This is a genomic window from Cutibacterium sp. KBN10P07758, assembly GCF_050286205.1.
Lineage (GTDB): Bacteria > Actinomycetota > Actinomycetes > Propionibacteriales > Propionibacteriaceae > Cutibacterium > Cutibacterium acnes.
In genome coordinates this window covers 1,838,329-1,859,653 of sequence record NZ_JBNNQV010000001.1, presented here as the reverse complement: position 1 = coordinate 1,859,653, position 21,325 = coordinate 1,838,329, and the positions used below count along the sequence as shown (strand labels likewise).

General features: G+C 61.0%; 11 protein-coding genes, 1 tRNA gene and 2 pseudogenes. 7 read left to right on the top strand and 7 right to left on the bottom strand.

What is annotated here, in order from left to right; genetic code table 11:
• Positions 1-7: 7 nt before the first annotated feature.
• From ACOYO3_RS09195 to ACOYO3_RS09175, 5 genes and pseudogenes are all read right to left on the bottom strand, one after another.
• Positions 8-1,144 carry a hypothetical protein gene (locus ACOYO3_RS09195; protein ID WP_002524812.1) on the bottom strand — a complete coding sequence of 379 codons (1,137 nt, stop codon included), beginning with the start codon at positions 1,142-1,144 and terminating at the stop codon, positions 8-10.
• Positions 1,131-3,098, bottom strand: a complete 1,968-nt coding sequence (locus tag ACOYO3_RS09190; protein WP_427305858.1) for a helicase-related protein — start codon at positions 3,096-3,098, stop codon at positions 1,131-1,133. The genes ACOYO3_RS09195 and ACOYO3_RS09190 overlap by 14 nt, the downstream gene beginning before the upstream one ends.
• Complete coding sequence (locus ACOYO3_RS09185; RefSeq protein ID WP_002524811.1) at positions 3,095-4,006, bottom strand: DEAD/DEAH box helicase; 912 nt, start codon at positions 4,004-4,006, stop codon at positions 3,095-3,097. The genes ACOYO3_RS09190 and ACOYO3_RS09185 overlap by 4 nt, the downstream gene beginning before the upstream one ends.
• Positions 4,007-4,069: 63 nt before the next feature.
• A complete protein-coding gene (locus ACOYO3_RS09180) occupies positions 4,070-4,405 on the bottom strand; it encodes a DUF2871 family protein (RefSeq protein ID WP_002548006.1) in 336 nt (111 codons plus the stop codon).
• A gap of 49 nt (positions 4,406-4,454) precedes the next feature.
• Positions 4,455-4,616, bottom strand: a pseudogene (locus ACOYO3_RS09175) (DUF2871 family protein); the annotation flags it as partial.
• A gap of 159 nt (positions 4,617-4,775) precedes the next feature.
• On the opposite strand from ACOYO3_RS09175, the gene ACOYO3_RS09170 reads away from it, so the two are divergent.
• From ACOYO3_RS09170 to ACOYO3_RS09140, 7 genes are all read left to right on the top strand, one after another.
• Positions 4,776-4,849 (top strand) — tRNA-Gly (locus ACOYO3_RS09170).
• Between the two features lie 255 nt (positions 4,850-5,104).
• Positions 5,105-6,697 carry a trigger factor gene (gene tig / locus ACOYO3_RS09165; RefSeq protein WP_002518431.1) on the top strand — a complete coding sequence of 531 codons (1,593 nt, stop codon included), beginning with the start codon at positions 5,105-5,107 and terminating at the stop codon, positions 6,695-6,697.
• A gap of 191 nt (positions 6,698-6,888) precedes the next feature.
• On the top strand, positions 6,889-8,103 hold the full coding sequence (locus ACOYO3_RS09160) for an AI-2E family transporter (protein WP_002519268.1): 1,215 nt from the start codon (positions 6,889-6,891) through the stop codon (positions 8,101-8,103).
• A 108-nt stretch (positions 8,104-8,211) separates the two neighbouring features.
• A complete protein-coding gene (locus ACOYO3_RS09155; RefSeq protein WP_002516946.1) occupies positions 8,212-8,817 on the top strand; it encodes a ClpP family protease in 606 nt (201 codons plus the stop codon).
• The gene (locus ACOYO3_RS09150; RefSeq protein WP_002519269.1) at positions 8,780-9,514 is read left to right on the top strand and encodes an ATP-dependent Clp protease proteolytic subunit; all 735 of its coding nucleotides are present in this window, start codon (positions 8,780-8,782) and stop codon (positions 9,512-9,514) included. Before ACOYO3_RS09155 ends, ACOYO3_RS09150 begins: the two co-directional genes overlap by 38 nt.
• Positions 9,515-9,702: 188 nt before the next feature.
• Positions 9,703-10,992 carry an ATP-dependent Clp protease ATP-binding subunit ClpX gene (clpX, locus tag ACOYO3_RS09145; protein ID WP_002516887.1) on the top strand — a complete coding sequence of 430 codons (1,290 nt, stop codon included), beginning with the start codon at positions 9,703-9,705 and terminating at the stop codon, positions 10,990-10,992.
• 135 nt (positions 10,993-11,127) lie between these two features.
• Entirely contained in the window at positions 11,128-14,388 is a 3,261-nt protein-coding gene (locus ACOYO3_RS09140; protein WP_002524807.1) for a S41 family peptidase, read from the top strand.
• Between the two features lie 117 nt (positions 14,389-14,505).
• On the opposite strand, the pseudogene ACOYO3_RS09135 reads toward ACOYO3_RS09140, so the two are convergent.
• Together ACOYO3_RS09135 and valS are read right to left on the bottom strand one after the other, a co-directional pair.
• Positions 14,506-18,415 (bottom strand): annotated as a pseudogene (locus ACOYO3_RS09135) (endo-alpha-N-acetylgalactosaminidase family protein).
• A gap of 283 nt (positions 18,416-18,698) precedes the next feature.
• Positions 18,699-21,311 carry a valine--tRNA ligase gene (valS, locus tag ACOYO3_RS09130; RefSeq protein WP_002518356.1) on the bottom strand — a complete coding sequence of 871 codons (2,613 nt, stop codon included), beginning with the start codon at positions 21,309-21,311 and terminating at the stop codon, positions 18,699-18,701.
• Positions 21,312-21,325 lie beyond the last annotated feature (14 nt).

The following is a 21,325-nucleotide window of genomic DNA, read 5'->3' as shown; positions in this document are numbered from 1 at the left end:
TGGAAGCTCAGGCCGGTCGTCGCGTCGCGACATCCTCCAGGTTGCCCCGGTCGACGAGCCGGAAGAGCGTGCCCAGGCTTTCGTACAGGTGGGTGCCGGCCATCGACCGCTGGGTCACGAGGGGAACCTGCACGAGTTCGCGCAACCTGTCGAGCGAGTAGCCGGAATCGTACTGTGGGGCTCCCACCGGCAGCACCCCGAGCTCGGGGGAGGCCTCGGCATACAACAGGAAGAGGATCCGGTAGAGGAACCGCAGCGACTGCATGGCCAGCGGCTGCGCCTGGTCCTGGCTTAACGGCTCCAGGCCGCGGTCGCGGCGCCGTGAGACGACCTCGTTGGCGATGATCTCGATGGACTCGCGGACCCCCTCGCGCAGGTCCTGGCTCACCCCAACGGTGTGCTTGATCGACTCGTCGAGGGCTTCGGACCACCACACGTGGCCGTCGGCGTCGGGAGCCAGGGAGGCCGCCTCCAAGCAGGTGAGAGCCCGGTCAACCTCGCCGCCCTTCTTCAGATCAGCCCGCTCGGCGACGGTCTGCACGTCGACGGCCAGGTACCGCCCTTCGGGCCACCGTCCCTTTTCGGCAACCACGAGCCAGCGGCCGGCCATGATGAGCGCAAAGCTTGGCCCCTCCTTGGGAGCGAACAGGGTGCTCACCAGCCGACTTGTCGAGTGCACCTCCTCGCTGTCCGGAGCATCTTCCGACGGCCGCCACGGTGTGGGGAGAGTTCGAGCGTCCTTAACCATGAGCTGGTCGGGCGTCTCCACCGGCCGGGCTGTGACAACGGCCAGCGCCGACTGCTCGATGCCCGCCGTCGAGAACCATCGCACTGGCCCATCGCGGCGGATGCGGAACTCACCGGTCGAGTACCCGAGCACGCGCAGCAACTCCTCGTGGGCCTGCTCGGCGGCCTCGGCTCTAGCTGCTTCGTCGAGATCCTCGGAGTACAACGCGGCCAGCATCGTCGCGAGTTTGCTGGCCCGCTCGGTAAATCTCGTCCGCGTCGTCGGGACGTCCTCGCCGTCCCACTGCTTGCGGCGGTCCAGCACGAGCTTCTGGAAGGATTCTTTACGCGCGTCGGTGGTGAAGAAGTGCTCGCTGATCCAATCTTCGACGACGATCAGGGCGTCACTGCTTGGCATGGGCACACTCCTCATGAGCGGTCGGGTAGTTTTCCGGCACGACGACGAGCAGGGGCCGCGCCAACTTCTGCTGCGGCTCCATATCGGCGATGAGCTGCTTCTCCTCCTCAACGGAGGTTCGCCGGATGCGCAGGGCATGGTTAGGGATGAGGGTCTGCGAGTCCTCCTGCCATGCGACGGTCTTGTGGTTCCATGCGGCGATCCGATCTTGTGTACCCTCCTTGGCAGCGTCGAACGTGGACTTGAGTTCCTCGTCCGCGGCATTCATGGCGAGCTCCACCAAGGGCTTAAGATCATCAGGCCGTGCGACGGGCCCTGGATTGGACATATCAGCGCCGACGCCGACGTCCGCGAGCATATCGGCCGACGACGTATGCATGGTGATCCAAGGGGAGGTTAGGTTTTCCGGATCGAGGAACCTAATACACATCCAGCTCGCTGCCACCACTAGTCCGCGACGATCTGTGAGCGTGCCAACGGCTAAGACGGCGGGCAAGTCGACCTTGCCTCGCACCACATAGACAGCATTGCGCGACAACTTCGACAGCGCGCGATCAGCGGCCCAGTCCAGCACTGGATGCAGGGGGCTCAGGTAATGGGCCTCGGGCCAGGAACTGTCGGAATCGTCGGTGAGGGCCCGGACAAGCTGCGCCTGAGCGACTGTCTCGTCAGTGGCCAACGAGAACCGCTCAAGCACGTGGCGGTCCTGCAGATAGCTCTGCGGTAGTACCTCCAAGCGTTGCCGCAAGTCCGCAGGCGGAATGAACTCGACGACGCCGTCACCGTGGTCCCGCCACGAGACGCCGCCACCGCGACCGGTATCCGTCGGGGCTGCCGACGGCGTGGTGTAGTAGGCCTCCAATGCTTCACGCAGGAAGTCGACGGGCCGGGGGTACAGCGGGCTCGGCTCGGTGAACTTGGCCGACGGAGGCTTGTCGTCGGTCGGCGCGTTGAGGGAGGCCAGCAGACAGGCCAGGGAGTCCTCGGGTGACAACTCGTCGACACTCCTGACAACGTCGTTGAAATCTCGACGGCCTGCCAGAACCAGCTTGATGTCCTCCTCCTCGGCACTGGCGCTGTAACGGCCCATGAGACTGCCGGCGTCGCCGAGTGCCTCGTGAGCCTCCTGCTCGCGCTTGAGCAGACGTGACAGCACCCGAAGGTCGCCGCGAAAGACCGGGTTCGACGGTTCCAACAGCAGGGTGGTGATTTGCGGGGAATGACGTTGCCCGTATCGGTCGATGCGGCCATTGCGCTGCTCGATCCGGATGAGACTCCAAGGGATGTCGAAGTGAATGAGTTCGTGGCATTGCTGGTGCAGGTTGACTCCCTCGCTGGCGACGTCACCGGTGACCAGTACGCGGATGGGAGAGTTCGACTGCTTGAAGGATTCGACGATCTGCTGTTGTTCGGTGTCGCTCAGGCCACCGTGTAGCACCGCGATCTGGTCCTCGGCGAGGCAGAGATCGCCCCTGAGGCGGTCACGCAGCCAGCAGAGAGTGGCGACCCGTTCGGCGAAGACAACCACTCGCTCCGAGCTGCGTCGATCAATGCCGATACTGCGTAGGTAACGCACTAATTCATCGTATTTGGCTGACGAGTCGAAAACGGCGTCGTTTAATTCGTTCAATCGATCCAGCGCTTCAATTTCGACCTGCTGATCCGGTGTCGTCGGGTGTGCGGTGATGCGTCGACGGCGCTCGCTAATAGTTTGACGCAGGGCAGCCGGGGAGGACAAAAAGGCCTTAGCGATGGTCCATGGGAAGAGGGCGGAGGCTGCGCCGCTGTACGGGGACGATCCGGTGGGATGCAGCCAGACCTGCTCCAATTCGTCGGCGACGGCGTCCTCGGCCGCAGTGGCCTTGACCAGGAGGTTCTGCGGTGGTTTGCGCTTAGCCCAGTCGGCCCCGGCGACGCTGGACACCTCGGGGTCGTTGCGGCGGCGTCGCTTCACCAGACGCTAAGGTCGCCCTTGTCGAGCTCACCATGGGGGTTGACACCGGTGGGCTCCAGCAGCCTGATGAGCTCGGCGAAGGATTTCCGGTTGCCATTGTGCGGGGTCGCGGAGGCCAGGATGAGGGCATCGGTATTGGGCGCCAGGGTCCGGGTCAGACGGTTGTTCTGAGTGGTGTCACCAGTGACGTTGTGGGACTCGTCAATGACGACGGCGTTCCATTCGTGACGGTGAAGGTCGTGGGTGAAGCGGTCCTGCTTGAGGGTGTCCATCGAAATGATGACGCGCTTGTACCAGCTGAAGGGGTTGCGGTTGGCGGGGATTTTCTGTTTGACGCGCTGCAGACCTACGGAGTCGAGACGGACGAATGGGATAGCGAAACGGCTCCACATCTCGTTCTGCATCTGTTCCAACACATGACGAGGACAGACGATGAGGATGCGTTCGCCACGGCCCCGGCGGATGAGTTCGGAGAGGATCATCCCGATCTCGATCGTCTTTCCTAGACCCACCGCGTCCGCTAGGAGGATGCGCGGTCGCAGGTTTTCCGGATCGAGGGCCTGCTGTACAGCCGAGTACTGGTACTGCAGGCGCTTGGCCAAGGCGTACTTGCTGGCGGCCAGGGTGGGTTCGCCGAGTGGGATCGGAGTCTTGCGAAGCGTTGCTTCCAACCAGAGTCGCGCGTCCCGATAGTGCGGGGACGCGTCGGCTACCGGGGTCGCGTCATGCGGATCCAGCGGGATGATGTTGTCTAGGTGTTCGTAGAACTTCGCCGTGGTGCCACGGACGAGGTCTGACAAGCCCTGCACCGTCAGGAGTTGTCCATCGTCGGTCTGCTCGACAGTGCTGACGAGCCACTCCTCATCACGTACCTGCACCACGGAACCTGGCGCGACGGTGATTGGCATAGTCAACTCCCTTGTGGTTGCTACCGCGTGTCTCGGCACTTACCACAACATAACTGTCGTCGGTCAGGTAGCGGGCGTAATCCGCCACCCGTTATACCCGTGGCTGCCGTCGTGATGGTGTCCGCTTATGTATGCTATATGACGAGTGGTTGCCGCTTGTTTAAGGGTCAAAGATTGGTCGTGAGCTGTTCCTAATTTGCCCGTTGGAAGTGATGTGAACAGGGCCACCATGAGGCCGACGAGACCGACGGACAGGCCGATGTGGCCTAGACCCGCAATACCGGAGATCACAGGGGAGGCGTCGGGATGTCCGTTGACCTGCATCATGCCGTGCACGACGAGCATTGCGATCGTCAGCAGGAGGCCAAGGTTGAATCCCCAGAAAAGCGAAGGCGCCACGGTGGTGAGAAAGAGCGAAAGCTCGCTCCACTAGGAGCACGATGAGGGTGAGCATGAAGCCCAGCGCCAGGCTATGGGTGTGCACCACCTTGAGCTGGGTCCAGGCGGTGACGTCGTGGGCCTTCGTGAACTCGCGGGAGAACACTCCGCCGAGCAGGCCGATGACTAGCCAGGTGGTTGCGCAGATTGCAAGCTTCTTCAACGATCTCATGGTGTCATGACACCACGGGGTCCAGATGTGAACATGGTCCGAAAGGTTGATATTTCACGGGCTGGAGGATGGGCTGGGACGGTCGTGGCACACCCTGTCACTGTGAATGTGACGCCGACGGTCAATCCATGTATGCTATCGAGGTCCCTTCGGGGATGCGCGGATGTAGCTCAATGGTAGAGCCCCAGTCTTCCAAACTGGCTACGCGGGTTCGATTCCCGTCATCCGCTCCATTTGTCAGCAGTCGCGTCATTGTTGACATTTTCGTCATTCCGTCTTTCCAGCGGTAAGTCAGCAGGACCATGGTGCGGCCCGCTGGAAGGGGTCTCCTGACACCAAAATCATTGGCCGAGACCGTGGAGTTGGGCGGGTGCTGTTGCCGGGTGGGAACCTTCCGGTGGCTCAGGAACTACTGCGTCGCTAGAATTAGATGGAATGTGTACTCCCCTCAACGGGGATGACAGAATCGGAACCACAGGAGAAACTTCGTGCCCAGCAGCCTTGAGAAGCTCAGCACTAACCGTGTGAAGCTCACGATCGAGATGCCCTTCGATGAACTGAAGCCCAGCCTTGACAAGGCCTACAAGGACATCGCCAACCAGGTGAACGTTCCCGGCTTCCGCAAGGGAAAGGTGCCCGCTCCGGTTATCGACCAGCGTTTCGGTCGCGGGGTCGTCCTTCAAGAGGCCATCAACGACGCCCTCCCGGCTGCTTATGGCAAGGCCATCGAGGAGAACACGGTCGTTCCCTTGGGCCAGCCCGAGATCGAGGTGACCAAGCTGGAGGATGGCGAGGTCGTCGAGTTCACCGCCGAGGTGGACGTTCGTCCTGACTTCGATCTTCCCGACGTCTCCGCCATCTCCGTTGAGGTGCCTGCCGTTGAGGTGCCGGACGAGGACGTCGACGAGCGCGTCGAGACCCTGCGCCAGCGTTTTGCCACTAATACGGAGGTCGAGCGCGCTGCTGCCAAGGACGACCTCGTCACTATTGACCTTGCTGGAACCCGTGACGGCGAGGCTCTCGAAGACGCCACCGCATCCGGTGTCACCTACAAGGTCGGTTCCGAGGGCATGCTGGAAGGCCTTGATGAGGCTGTTACCGGTCTCAAGGCGGGTGAGTCCGCAGAGTTCCACTCCACCCTCGTTGGCGGCCCGCTGCGCGGCCAGGATGCCGACATTAAAGTCACCGTTACTAAAGTCTGCGAGCAGGAGCTCCCGGCCGTTGACGACGACTTCGCCCAGTTGGTCAGTCAGTTCGACACTGTCGACGAGATGCGTGCCGACTTGCGCACCGCTTTGGAGAATATGGCTCGCCTCGACCAGGCTGCAGACGCCCGCGACAAGGTGCTGGAGGAGGTTATCTCCAAGATCGACATTGAGCTGCCGACCAGCCTCATCGACTCTGAGCTCGAAGCCCGCCGTCAGCAGGTCAACCAGCAGTTGGCCCAGGCTGGTATGACCGTCGAGGAGTATCTCGAAGACTCCGAAGAGGAGGTGGATAACGCCGACGACTTCTGGGCTGAGATCGAGAAGCGTTCCCTGGACGCCCTCAAAGCCCAAATTGTCCTCGACAAGATGGCCGATGACGACGAGATCGGTGTTGAGCAGAACGAGTTGACTGAGTTGCTGTTCCGCAAGGCTCAGCAGAACGGCACCTCCCCCGAGGAGGAGGCTCAGCACATGATGCAGCACAACCACCTGCCTGATTGGATGCAGGAGATCCGTCGTGGCAAGGCTCTGGCCTCCATGGTGGGTGCTGCTACCGTCACCGACTCGAAGGGTAATGCTCTCGAGCTTGACCGCATCCAGCCTGACGGCACCATTGCCGACAAGCAGGCCGAAGAGGACGCTCCTGCTGAAGATTCTGCTGAGAAGGCTGACGGCAAGGCCACAGAGGAGCCCAAGGCTGAGGAGAAGGCTCCCGCTAAGAAGGCGACCACCAAGAAGATTTCCGCTAAGAAGTCTGCTGGTGCCAAGGCGACCACCAAGAAGGTCGTAGACGCCAAGTCTGACGACAAGCCCGCTGCTAAGAAGCCTGCTCCTAAGAAGAAGACGGCTGCCAAGGACGATAAGTCCAAGTGATGATCAGGGGCCACGTGTCCCGTAGGATCGACATGATCCGTGATGACCGGCGTCGTGCGGGTTTCCGCACGACGCCGGTCCCACGTCAACCCTGAGGAAGCTCGATGAACAAACGCCCCGCGCGCCCCACACGATCTCGACGTCGGATCTCTGTTGCCCCTGCCACTCGTCAGTTGCGCAATGCGCGTCAGATGATGGCTGATGACATCGCGGTGGCCCGTGCGGTCGAGCGTGGCGAATTGGAGACTGAGGAACATCCCACCCACGGCGCAACGAACGCGGAGAAGGCGGCCGAATCTGGGCTGCAACCTCAGCCGAGTGACCACGAAAAAGCTGAGGTAGCCACCAGCAAACACGGCTTGCCTAAACTCACCATTGTTCTGCTGACGGTGGCTGCTGCGTGGTTAGGACTGAGCTTCCTGCATGAGCTGTCGAGCGTCGTCGCCCCGTTGTTTTTCGGTTTGAACCTCCTCATCACGGCCTATCCGATTCACACCTGGCTCGTGAAACACAAATGTCCGCGGTGGATCTCTGCCACGACAGCCGGCACCGCCGTCATCGTTGTGCTGGCGGCTGGCGTCGTAGGCATGGTGTGGTCGGTGGCAGCCATGATTAACCAGTTGCAGAGCTACATCCCGCAGATGGAGAAGATCTATACGCAACTGCTGCACTGGTCGACCCAACTTGGGTATTCCCAGGACGTCATTGCCGATAAGCTCAAAAAGATCGATCCGCAGCAAGTGATGTCGGTCGTGACATCGGTTGCCTCGGATACCACCAGCGTCGTGACGATGATTATCGTCATCCTCACTGGCATGATCTTTATGGTCATGGATACCCCGCAGATGCATGATCGGCTAAGGATGGCCGGAAGTCGTAAGCCGGATGTTGTCTTGGCTTTGGAGTCCTTCGCTTCCGGTATTCGTAAGTACTGGTTGGTGACGACGGTATTCGGCCTTATTGTCGCCCTCTTTGACTGGGCAGCGTTGCTCATCATCGGCGTTCCGCTTGCCGGGGTCTGGGCGTTGTTCAGCTTCCTGACGAACTACATTCCAAATATTGGCTTCATCATCGGTGTTATCCCGCCAGCCCTCTTGGCTCTCTTCAAAGACGGCTGGGTGGCGGCGGTGGCTGTTGTCGTCTCCTACTCGGTGCTGAACTTCGTCATCCAGTCGATTATCCAGCCAAAGTTTGCTGGCGATGCCGTGGGTCTGACGCCGACGATGTCCTTTGTTTCTTTGCTTTTGTGGGGTTGGGTTTTTGGGGCGTTGGGAACTCTGATCGCTTTGCCGTGCTCCTTGCTCGTCAAGGCCACTCTTATTGACCACGACCCAGGTGCTCGATGGGTTAATGCGCTGATCTCGTCTCGACCCACAGAAGGGCTTGAGGACAACCCCGATGAGTAGCATGCCGGTGGTGTTCGGACGCGCTGACCGCGAAAGGCTCTGGAACTGTCGTGCCCACAGGGTAGATTCAGGACCGTGAGTCACAATACTTCGATCGCTTCCCAGGGCATGCCCGCCATGGCCGGCCCCGAGACCGGCGGTGCCGGGATGACCGACAACGTCTACCAGTCGCTGCTGCGCAACCGCATTGTCTTCCTTGGTTCCGAGGTTAAAGACGAGAATGCGAATGCGTTATGCGCCCAGATGTTGCTACTCAACGCCGAGGATCCCGAGGCCGATATTTACCTCTACATCAACTCTCCAGGTGGCTCGGTCACCGGGGGAATGGCGATCTATGACACTATGCAGTGGATCTCTAATGATGTTGCGACCGTGACGATGGGCATGGCAGCGTCCATGGGCCAGTTCTTGCTGACCGCTGGCACACCCGGTAAGAGGTACGCCCTGCCGCACGCCAAGATCCTCATGCACCAGCCGCTCGGCGGAGTTGGTGGTACTGCTACTGAGATCGCCATTAACGCCAAGATGCTCAAGGACACCAAACGTGAGTTGTCTCAGCTCAACGCCGACCACTCTGGCCACACCCTTGAGCAGATCCTTGAGGACTCCGACCGGGACCACTGGTTTACCGCTCAGGAGGCTCTCGAATATGGGCTCATTGACCACGTCTACAGCAATGCGTCGCAGCTTCGCGGCGACGCCCCCAATCAGTGAGGTGACCATGGGATTCAACGCCTTTGACAAGAATCGGTTGGCCGCCTTGAACGCTGAGCAGGCCGAACAGGCTGCTCCCGGCGGGCTAGCCCCGGCAGGTCCGCGCAACGACTACTACATCCCGCAGTGGGAGGAGCGCACCTCTTACGGTGTGCGTCGCGTCGATCCGTACACCAAGTTGTTCGAGGATCGCATCATCTTCCTTGGCACTCCGGTGACTGACGACATCGCCAACGCCGTGATGGCCCAGCTGCTGTGTCTGCAGTCGATGGATGCCGATCGTCAGATCAGCATGTACATCAACTCGCCTGGTGGCTCGTTCACAGCTATGACGGCGATCTACGACACCATGAATTATGTGCGCCCCGACATCCAGACGATTTGTCTGGGTATGGCGGCATCGGCTGCGGCCGTGTTGCTGGCCGCCGGCGCGAAGGGGCAGCGTTTGTCTTTGCCGAACTCGACCGTCCTCATCCATCAGCCGGCTATGGGCCAGGCCACGTATGGTCAGGCCACCGATATTGAGATCTTGGACGACGAGATTCAGCGCATCCGCAAGCTCATGGAGAACATGCTCGCTACTGCGACTGGTCAGAGCGTCGAGCAGATTTCCAAGGACATCGATCGCGACAAGTATCTAACTGCCCAGGGGGCGAAGGAGTATGGCCTTATCGACGACATTTTGACCTCGCTGTGAGGTTCGACGCGGTCGTCTGGTGACCCTCGAGGGTTACTGCAGGGTTGGTCGTCGTCACTCGACACGGGTGACGACGACATCCGAAATGGATACTGTCCATAACTAAGGTGTACGGCGCACATCTCGGGAGGATGATCGTCCCGGAGAAGACGGATTGACACGAACCTGCCGACTAGGAGGGAAGCCGGATGGCGCGAATTGGTGAGAGCGGAGACCTGTTCAAATGTTCCTTTTGCGGTAAGAGCCAAAAGCAGGTCAAGAAGCTCATCGCTGGCCCCGGGGTCTACATCTGTGACGAATGTATTGAGCTGTGCAACGAGATCATCGAGGAGGAGTTTTCGTCCTCCGACGAGGCCGGTGGGGTCGAGGACCTTCCCCGTCCGCGCGAGTTGTGCGAATTCCTTGACGCTTGGGTGATCGGCCAGGAAGAGGCCAAGCGGACCCTCTCGGTGGCTGTCTACAACCATTACAAGCGCATCCAGTCCGAGGCCAACGTGCCGCGTGCCCGTCGCGCCGAGGACGACGGGGTGGAGCTCGGTAAGTCGAATATCCTCATGCTTGGGCCGACGGGCTGCGGCAAAACTTACCTAGCTCAGACGATGGCTCGTCAGCTTAACGTCCCCTTCGCAATGGCTGACGCCACCGCTCTTACCGAAGCTGGTTACGTCGGTGAAGACGTCGAGAATATCCTGCTCAAGCTGCTGCAGGCTGCTGACTTCGACGTCAAGCGGGCTGAGCGGGGAATCGTCTACATTGACGAGATCGACAAAGTGGCTCGTAAAGCGGAGAACCCGTCAATCACTCGTGACGTCTCCGGTGAGGGCGTCCAGCAGGCTCTGCTCAAGATTCTTGAGGGGACAGTGGCCTCAGTGCCTCCCCAAGGTGGACGCAAACATCCTCAACAGGACTTCATCCAGATCGATACCACCAACGTCCTGTTCATCGTGGGGGGCGCCTTCGCCGGTCTGGAAGACATCATCGCCAAGCGGATCGGTACTCGTCCGTTGGGATTCAACAATGATCCGGGTGCGAGCGAGGTCATTGAGGGGCCCGAAGCCCTCAGCCTGGTGCGCCCAGAGGATCTTCACCAGTTTGGGCTTATTCCAGAGTTCATCGGACGTCTGCCAATGGTTACGGCCGTGCACCCGCTCGACCGCAAAGCCCTGGTTCGTATTCTGACCGAGCCTCGCAATGCTCTGACCCGCCAATTTGAGAAACTTTTCGAGTTGGACGGGGTGGAATTGACCTTTACCGAGGGAGCTCTGGAGGCGATCGCCGACAAGGCTGTTGCACGAGGGACCGGTGCACGCGGACTGCGGGCCATTATTGAGGAGACCCTCATGGACGTCATGTTCGACGTCCCCTCCCGCGATGATGTCTCCCGAGTCGTGGTAACCCAGGAAGCCATCACCGGTGAAGGGAAGTGTCAGTACCTCTCCACGCCGGTCTTTCATGGTCGAGGCAGGCTATCTGCCTGAGGTCAGTGCTCGTCAAGGACTTCGGCGAGCAGTTTGTCAGCTCGCTTCTGCAAGATCGCCATGGACTTGCGGGCCTTCGCATATCTGCCTTCGCGCCTCCCCTTTGTTTCCGTAACAGACGGTACCCTGACACCCATGGCAACTGGATACTTGCGATACCCCGATGTCCACGGCGACCTCGTGGTGTTCACCGCTGACGACGATGTGTGGTTGGTTCCCGTCACCGGAGGACGGGCGAGTCGTCTCACCAACGATCACGTTATGGTCCGTAATCCTCGCTTCAGCCCCAATGGCACCAAGATTGCATGGACGTCCTACCTGGGTCAGCGGCCCGAAGTATTCGTCATCGACCTGGCTACCGGAGATCAGCGCCGGCTGACATGGCTAGGGGCGGCGCGCAGCTTCGTCGTCGGCTGGCAGGACGACGAGCATGTGGTGTTCTCATCCCCGCACCAGACCAACGACGTCGGCCTGGCATGGTTATACACCGTCTCCCTCGATGGCCATGTCGAGCGACTTGGATACGGACCGGGAATGGATCTGGCCGTCAGTTCCGACGGTGCCGTCGCGGTCGTCACTCCTAATTCCGGCGACTGCTCGCGGTGGAAGAGGTACCGCGGGGGAACAGCCGCTCAGATCTGGCTGCGGCCCGCTAGGGCTGAGAAATTCTTGCGTTTGCTGCGTGAGGGTAACGACAACCACGACGGCTACGCAGCTGCTGGGCGTTACAGCGTGGGTTGGAACGACGGTCGTCTCATCTTCAGTTCCGATATGAGTGACGATGACTGCCCGCAGGCCCAGGCCCAGATCTGGTCAGTTGACGGCCAGGGACACGATCTGCGTCAGCACACCCATCACGGCGAAGCGGAGGGCTATGTGCGTGACCCACGCACCGACGGTACGACGATCGTCTACCACACCCACGGTGCGCTGTGGAGGATGACTGGCCTTGACGCAGAACCGGAGCGTCTGGAGATTGATCTCGGTATCGGAGCCCCTCCACGCATGCCGCTGGATCCTACGGATCGTCTGGAAGCGATCGTTTCGGATCACGGTGGCGACGGATCTTTGCTTGAGTGGCGAGGAGCCGCCTACTTCCTTACCCACCGCTCCGGCCCCGCGCGAGCGCTCTCGGCAGCCGACGGCGTTCGCATCCGTGAGCCGCGCGTTCTTGGCCAGACTGGCCAAGGGGTGTGGGCCAGTGACGTCGACGGAGAGGATTGCCTCGAGGTCGCCAATCTTGATGGCACTGGTGAGATTCGACGTATCGCCCAGGGCCAGATTGGTCGTGTGTTGCATATCGCACCGGCTCCTGACGGCACGAAGGTTGCCCTCATTAGCCATGACGGCCGCATCCTGATCGTCACCATTGCCGACGGAGCGATCCGTGAGATTGGAAAGTCTTTAGAAGGTGAGGCGAATGGGCTGGCATGGTCCCCCGATTCCCGCTATGTAGTGTGGCGATCCCCGATGGCTACCGGCGAGGCGATGATCGGTCAGATACGATGCTGGGACGAGCAGGGGATGGGTGAGCCCTTTGAGCTCACCCGTGGCGCCTTTGATGACTCCTGCCCGGTCTTTACTGCCGATGGCAAATACCTCGCCATGCTTTCAGCGCGCACTTTTGACCCGAATTATGACGGTCAGACCTTCGACCTATCCTTCGGCCACACGCAGCGTCCTTGGCTGGTTCCGCTCAGTGCAACCGAGGCATCCCCATTCGGCCCGTCTTCCCAGGGATGGCGGATCAGTGAGGTGCAGGACGCTAAAGCCAAGGCCAACGCAGAGACTAGTAACGGCGAAGCCGACGAGACGGTTATCTGCCACGTTGCTGCTGACGGATTCGAGGAGAGGATGGTGCCGTTCCCAGTTCCGTCAGGTTCTTATCGCGATCTGGCAGTCGTCAAGGATGGTGTGGTGTGGATCGAGGTGGCTGATCGCGGCGGCGAGCTGGGCGCTACCCGTGCCGGTGTGACCGGGGAAGCACCCAGTGACGTCTTGTGGCACTACAACCTGTCCGCTCGTCACCTCGATAAGCTGTGTGAACGCGTCGACACTTTCTCTGTGTCGGGCGATGGCGAGCGTCTCGTGGTGCGCCATCGCGACGACACCATCGTCGTTCCTTCATCTCACAAGGTTGATGACGACGATCCGGCTTACATCCGCGTCGACCTGACGCGGCTGCGTCGTACTGTCAATCCGCGTGCTGAATGGCGTCAAATGTTTGATGAAAACGGGCGCCTGATGGCGAGCCACTATTGGCGTGAGGATATGAACGGGGTCGACTGGGACAGCGTCCTCAACCGCTACCGTCCCCTCGTTGATCTGTGTCACGTCGTTGACGACCTCCACGACATCCTCTGGGAGACGGTTGCCGAGCTCAACACCTCGCACTCCTACGTGTCGGCCTCCGGAGCTGCCGGGGATTCGGACATGCGCGCTGGCCTCCTGGGAGCCGACGTCAGCAGCGGGAATGACGGGGCTAAGGTCGTCCGGGTTATTCCCGGCGAGTCGTCGGATCCTCGCGCGTGGTCACCACTACGGGCAGCTGGAGTCGCGGTGACCGAGGGGGACGTCATTGTTGCGGTGGATGGTCGGAAGGTCGGCGCCGATGGCAACCTCGGTGAGCTCCTGGAAGGATCGGCGGGACGGGTCGTCGAGTTGACGGTACGTCGAGGCGAGAACGAGCGCCAGGTGGCCGTCGTGCCCATGGCTGATGAGGCTCCGCTGCGCTACCACGACTGGGTGGCCTCGCGTCGTCGCTATGTTGAGGAGCATTCGGGCGGACGACTCGGCTACTTACATGTACCGGATATGGTCTCCGACGGTTGGGCCGAGCTGCACCGCCAAATCGGTGAGGCCACTCGCCACGAGGGTGTTATCGCTGATGTGAGGTTCAATCATGGTGGTCATACCTCGCAGCTGGTTGTCGAGAGGTTGGCCCGCAGGGTCGTCGGGTGGGACTACAGCCGGTGGTATGCCACAGCAGATACCTATCCGCAGAACGCCGTGCGTGGGCCGATCGTCATGGTTACTAACCAGTGGGCCGGGTCCGATGGCGACATCGTCGCGGCTGCCACCCAGGCGATGGGGTACGCCAAGGTCATTGGCGAGAGGTCGTGGGGTGGGGTCGTTGGGATCGACGGCAGGTTCGATCTCGTTGATGGCACCTCAGTGACTCAACCGCGCTACGCCGGTTGGTACGGCAGCTACGGCTGGGGTGTGGAGAACCACGGCGTTGATCCTGACATCGTTGTGACGGTGTCTCCGGAGGATTGGGAAGCCGATTGCGACGTTCAGCTCGACGCGGCGATCGCCGAGTGCCTGCGCCAGCTCGACGACAAGCCAGCAGCCACCGCACCGGAACTGCCCGGTCCGGCATTTGATCGGTGCTGAGCTTGGTTCGTCACGACCACCCGGCCACGGCCGATAAGGATCAGCCCCTGCATCACGCAGGGGCTGATCCTTTCTAGAGGCGGGGATCACGGCATGGCGTGAACCCTCAACCGGTCATCATCGGCCTTGACGGGAGACACCCACAGCAGCTGTTGCCGATGCCGCCTCGGAACTGCTGAAGCCGAGCCCGGCGCCGTCTGCTCCGGTACGGGGCAAGGCATAACGGTTGGGGCGGTTACCGGTTCCAGGGGCTTGGGGGGAGCCGGATGTCGCCGGAGCGGAAGCCGAGGGTTGCGCCGGTTGGATCGGTTCGGGGGTCGGCTTGCAGGCATCCGGGAACACCGCTGCCTGCGTGGAGGTGACGGAGACCGGTCGTGGATCGAGCTTTTCGATGCGCAGGTTGTCGATGGACATATCCCCTTCACCCTGGTGGGTGAATCCGATCCAGGCAGGTTGGTCCTTCACAACGATGTCGGTGGAGAAATGAGTCGTCGAGGTGGCGACTCCCATGGCATGGGACTCGGTGATGACTTCCTTGACGGACTTTCCGCTGACCTTGTCGTGACCTGTGACGAACGAGTACCCGGGTTTGTCAGCCGGGTAGTCGAAGGAGATGCGGTACCGGGTTCCGCCCCCGGTCAGAGGGGCGGACGCGGTGGTCGTGCGCAGCACGATCCCGTTGCGTTCTTCGTGCATCTTCAAGGACCAGTCACCGCTGAGAACCGAGTCCATGGCCCGACCGTTCCAACCTTTCTGGGTGTAAGGCTCATGGCGACGGGATAACTGGGTCCGGGCATCTCCCTCCATGCCTGCGCTTCCCGTGACGAAGGGCCAGTAACCGGTGTCGACGTCCTCGAAGTTCTGGAAAAGAACGGTCGCAGGCGTGACGTGAGGGTCGCTGGGCACAGCAGCGTCAACGACTCGGAAGTCATCGGCGCTGACGATAACATTCCCGGCGAGCGCCTTCAAGGTAACGGTGACTGGTCTGCCGTCAGAGTGGAAAGCAACTCGCAGCCGCTGGTGGTAGGTGCCGAAATACTCGTCGGAAGCGGTGGCGTTGATGGCTGTCGTGGACGTGATGACGGATTCCGCGTGGCCCCCGCATCCCTTCTGATGGTCGATGGGAGTGACCCCGGTGCCGTCGACGGCAAGTCCCACTGGACGGGTCTTAGTCGGATCTATCTGGACCCACGCCCACAGGGAGTGGTCACCAGCAGGCAGATTGAGGACTTGGGAGATCTGCGACTGTGCCTTGCCGAACTCGAGGTGGAAGTTGCCACGGTCGTTGTGCTTGACCGAGACGTTTCCCCGGGCATTCCAACCAGCGGTGTCACCGGAGTAGAAGCCCGGATTGGCGAAGTGACTTCCCTCTCCCCAGTTCGGGGTTTTTGCAGCAGGCACCTTAGACGTCGGGTAGAGGACGTAGGCAGTCTTGGCCTTGGTTGCGGGAATCCTGATGGACCCGTTGGTGACGGGGATTTCGGCAACCTTGACACGGCCGGTGTCGGTGAGCATGAACAGAGATACCGATTTCTGTGCCGCCCAGGAATTCGTGAGTTTCCAAGTTGCTGAGCCATTGCCCGGATTCCAGTAGTACAGGCGATCGCTGCCACCGTTAGACCATGGGAGCAGGTAGGACCCGCCTTCCTTGAAGACCGTGGCACCGTCAAAGGTGATGGTTCTTGCGGTGGGAATCTCATGACCCGAGATGGACTTCTTCGACGAAGTTGCCACGGCTCCGTTAGCGAAAGCGATACGGCCGTCTTGCCAAGACATGATGTCCGAACGCTGTAAGAACTTGGTAGGCAGGTTGCGCTGCCACACATTCGCGATGAACGCGTTGTAGTCGTTGTGGCTCGTCCAACCCTCATACTCAACGACATTGGAGTTGCCGAGGATCGGATCAGGATTCCAAGTGTCGCGGCGGGAGTTGTCGATGAACCGAATGATCCGGGAACTGTATCCCTTGTTTCCGGTTCCGTAGTTCTCGTCATTGGCCCAGTGCGACCACTGGTTATAGCGCGGATAGGTTGACGACCATTCGGAACCGATCCTCCAGCCTTCGGCGTTCAGAGCGTTGGCGATCCGGTCGTTCTGCCAACCAGCAGGGTAGTTGGTGTCGAAGTACAACCAGTCGAGGTTGGACTTGGCTCCCAACTCCTTCCTCAGCTGGTTGAGTCGAGCGAAGAGCTGACCAGACCCAAGGTCCTTGGCGTAGTCCATCCGGTAGGACTGCTCCATCCAGTCCCACGCCTTCTGGTACGGCTTAACGAGGATGTTGTCGCCGAAGTGATTCGCCTCAGGGTAAGACTCCACCAGGTTGACGTGAATGCCGAAATCGGTGTTCCACTGCCTGCCCGACTCGGTGAGCTTCTCGAGATCCTTCATCCCGCCGGCACGGTGGGAGATGTTGCCGCCGTAGTCGGGGTGTGCGGAGTCGTGGCCCTCGGCCTGGTAGCCCTTGAGCAGGGCCTGCTGGCCGAGCCCGTCGGTCGCCAAAGAGATGCGCTTGACATCGTCCAAGGTACGAAGGAACGGATGAGTCGCCTGGGAGACGATGTTAAACGGAATATGGGTGATGACCTTGTTCGCCACGTCCCCCGAGCCGGTCGGCTTCATGGTGACGTCCCGGGTGGCGACGGCTGCGTCCTGCCAGTCGACCTTGCCGTCGGCATTGGCGTCAGCGACGATCTTCACCCGGACGTACGGGGTGTCGGGGTCTGGGCCGATGCCGTCCTTGACAGTGGCACCACCGGGCAGCTGGCATACGGCCTTGTTGCCGAGCGAGTCGGTGGGGCAGGGGGTGGCGGACCCCTTGCCACGATGGACCCAGGTTGCCGGTTCGATGGCTCCGACCTTAGTCCCCCCAACCTGGGAGATGGAGTGGACGAAACGGGCAACCGTGGCGGCGGAGCCGACCAGGCCGTCCTGGGTTGCGTTGTCCTCGAACCCGGCTGCCAGCGTGGAATCGTTCGCCATGGCGACCCAGGAGGTGTCCTGCGAGACGTCAGCGGTGGCGAGGGGCTGGAAGAAGGTCGCCGGTCTTGTTGCGATCGACGACAATGTTTGCGCTGCTCAGCTGGGCTTTCGGATCAGTCGAGGTGACCGAGGCGAGAGTGAGGCCGGGCACTGACACGATGTTGACACGGCGGTCAGGGGTGTCGACGATGTGTGAGATCGACCATGTCATGACACCATCGGAGACCTTGATGTTTGCAGTGAGCTCGACGCCGGGCAGGTCGCGGAAGGTGAGCTTCCAGGACGCGGAGGAGCCCGTCGTCGTGGGCGCAGATACAGTGGCGACGTGGTCGGTGCCGTTGATCCTGACCTTCGTCAATGGGGAGCCGATACGTCCTGCCATGTGTGCGTGGCCGACGGTGTAGTCGATCACTTGCGGGAAGTCACGACGGGCTCTCACCGTCACAGTGCCGTCGGACAGGCTGATGGCGTCTTTCGGAACCTCTGGGGTCGGGGGTTCCGATGGTGTGGGGTCCGGGGAGGGGTCTGATCCGTCGACGGTGAAGGCATTGAACTCCGCCATCGAGGAAACTTCCTCGTCCGATCCGTCGCCTCCCCAAGAGGAATTCACCTTCACCTTGACGCAGGTGGCCTTGGTAGCAGCGAAGGTGATCTTGCGTATCGACGTGTTGGAGACACCGTAAGAACCCGCTGCAACCGGCTTCGCCGAGGAGAATGCGGCGTTGTTACAGGTCTTGGTGTCAGCCGTGTACAGCTCGTAGTCGTGCATGCGACCCGAGCCGTTCGAGCTGGATCTGGGCGTGATTTCCACCTTGCCCAGGTCCACGGCCTCGTCACCCAGTTTGAATACGATCCAGTGAGGTAGTGGGTCCTTTCCGTTCTGCCACTTGGTGTGCCAGATCGTGTCGGGATTGCCGTCCAGGGTGTTGGAGATCGGATCGGTGGCGGTAGCCGAATCAGCGGCAACTGCGGTGATTGCCGCCTGGTTGATCTGGCGGTACCGGGTCTCGGCATGTGCAGGGGTCATCGGCGCGATCAGTGCCAGCATCGTGCCAGCTGACACGGCGAGCGCACCGATGGACCTGCCCCTTGGTGTTCGCGACATCGTTGTCCTTCCTCGGGACTCCTCCTGACTGGAGTCCGTTGTGTACAGGTTGAAGAGAGGCTATTGAGTGTTGCCGGGGCGCTGCAAGGGGATGCGCAGACCTTGTGAACGCTTGATGTAATCGTGTACAGGATGACTCACCACGAGAAAAGGGCCGACCGTCGCTGCGGTCGACCCCTTTTCCCTGGTTCCGGGATGTGGAACGGATCAGGAGGTTGTGATCCCCTTACTTCTTGCGTTTGGCTGGAGGCTCGCCCAACTCGGCCTCCAAGATCAACTCGTCTCCCTCGGCGAGGAACGTCAAGGACTCGGTTTTGGAGACCTTGGCCAAGTCGGATTCCACGGCCTTGAGGTTCGCGATGACTGAAGCTGGGGCGCTGATACGGGCCGAAAGGATCGGGGTGCGCATCGGAACCTTGTGAGTCGACTTCACCCCACGCAACTCGACCAAGGCAGCCGAGACGTCGCTCATGAGGTCGACGTCGCCGGTGACGGGAATCTCGTCGGTGGTCGGCCAGGAGGAGGTGTGCACTGAGCCGTCCTTCCACCAACTCCAGACCTCCTCGGTGACGAAGGGCAGGAACGGGGCAAATAGCCGGAGCATGACGTCAAGGGCTAGACGCAGTGCAGTCCGGGCGCTCAGCGCACCTGCGTTGTCGGCCCCCTCGGAGTCGTAGGCGCGTTCTTTGATGAGCTCGAGGTAATCGTCGCAGAAGGTCCAGAAGAATTGCTCACAGACCTCCAGGGCAGCGGTGTAGTTGAATTTGTCGAATGCTTCGGTCGCTTCAGCGATGAGCTGGCGCAGCCCGGCTAGCATCGACAGATCAGCCGGGTTGGTGATGTCGCAGACTTGACCGCCCTCGCCAAATCCGAGAACGAACTTTGAGGCGTTGAGGATCTTCATGGCCAGACGGCGTCCGACCTTCATCTGAGCCTTGTCGAAAGGGGAATCCATGCCCGGACGGGCCATAGCGGCACGCCAGCGCACCGCGTCGGCACCGAACTGATCAATGATTTCGGTCGGGACGACGGTATTGCCCTTCGACTTTGACATCTTTTTGCGGTCAGGGTCGGTGACGAACCCGGAGATCGCGGCGCGCTTCCACGGCAGCACACCGTTCTCTAGATGCGCCCGCACCACACGGGAGAACACCCAGGTGCGGATGATGTCGTGGGCTTCGGGGGCGAAGTCCATGGGGAAGGTCTTAGCGAACAGATCGGCGTCGCGCTCCCAACCGGTGACGATCTGGGGAGTCAGTGAGGACGTGGCCCAGGTGTCCATGACGTCGGGGTCACCAATGAATCCGCCGGCGACACCGCGCTGAGATTCTTGGTATCCGGATGGTGGCTGGGAAGCTGGATCCACTGGGAGGGCAGATTCGTCAGGCAATAGCGGGTGCTCATAGTCGGGCTCGCCGTCGGTGCCCAGCGGATACCACACTGGGAAGGGGACGCCGAAGAACCGCTGACGGCTAATGAGCCAGTCGCCATTGAGCCCCTCGACCCAGTTCTCATAACGGTGACGCATGTGCTCAGGGACCCACTCAAGTTCCCGGCCGCGCTCCAGCAAGGCGTTGCGCAGATCGTCATCACGCCCACCGTTGCGGATGTACCACTGCCGGGTGCCGATGATCTCCAGCGGCTTGTCGCCCTTCTCGTAGAAGTTGGCTTTGCGCTGGGTAGGCTTGGGCTCACCGTCCATCTCGCCGGACTCCACGAGGGCTTCAACGACGAGCTTACGGGCGGTGAAGGTGGTCTTGCCCGCGATTGTCTCGTATTTTTCGGCGGATCCGGCGTCGATGATCCACTGCGGGGTCTCGGAGAGGATCCGTCCGTCACGACCGATGATGGTGCGGGTGGGCAGTTGCAATTCCCGCCACCAAGCAACGTCGGTGAGGTCACCGAAGGTACAGCACATGGCGATGCCGGCGCCCTTGTCCATCTCAGCAGCCGAGTGAGCCAACACCGGCACCTCGACCCCGTACAGCGGAGTGGTGACGGTGGTGCCGAAGAGGTGCTGATAGCGCTCGTCGTCGGGGTGAGCGATGAGGGCGCAGCAGGCGGCCAGCAACTCGGGCCGGGTGGTTTCGATGAAGACGTCCTCACCGTTGGGACGGTGGAAGCCAAGGCGGTGGTAAGCACCGGGGTAGTCGCGAGCCTCGAGCTCAGCCTGGGCGACGGCGGTGGAGAAGGTGACGTCCCACAGAGTGGGGGCGTCAGACAAGTACGCCTCGCCACGGGCGTGGTTACGGAGGAAGGCCAGCTGGGCGATCCGCTGCGACTCTGGCGAGATCGTCGTGTAGAGCTGGTTCCAGTCCACAGACAAGCCGACAGCCCGCCACAGGTCCTGGAAAGTTTTTTCATCGACGGCGGTCAACTCGACGCACAGCTCGACGAAGTTGCGACGGCTAATTGGCACCTGACGCTTGGGGTCGGGTTTGCTCGGCGGGGTGAAGTCGGGGTCGTACGGCAGCGAGGGATCACAGCGCACGCCGTAGTAGTTCTGCACGCGACGCTCAGTCGGAAGACCGTTGTCGTCCCAACCCATCGGGTAAAAAACCTTCTTGCCACGCATCCGCTGATAGCGGGCAACAGTGTCGGTGTGGGTGTAGGAGAAGACGTGACCGGGATGCAGGTGGCCTGAGACAGTGGGAGGCGGGGTATCGATGGAAAACACCTGCTCGCGCGAGTCAACTGCAGTGGCGTCGAAGGCGTAGAGCTGCTCGTCTTCCCAAATTTTGCCCCACTTTACCTCCAGACCTTCGAGGGCCGGTTTATCGGGTACGACACCGCGCGTCGGAGGCGTGGCAGATGAGGTGGTAAAGGTTTGTGAGGTCATATTCCAAACTCTAG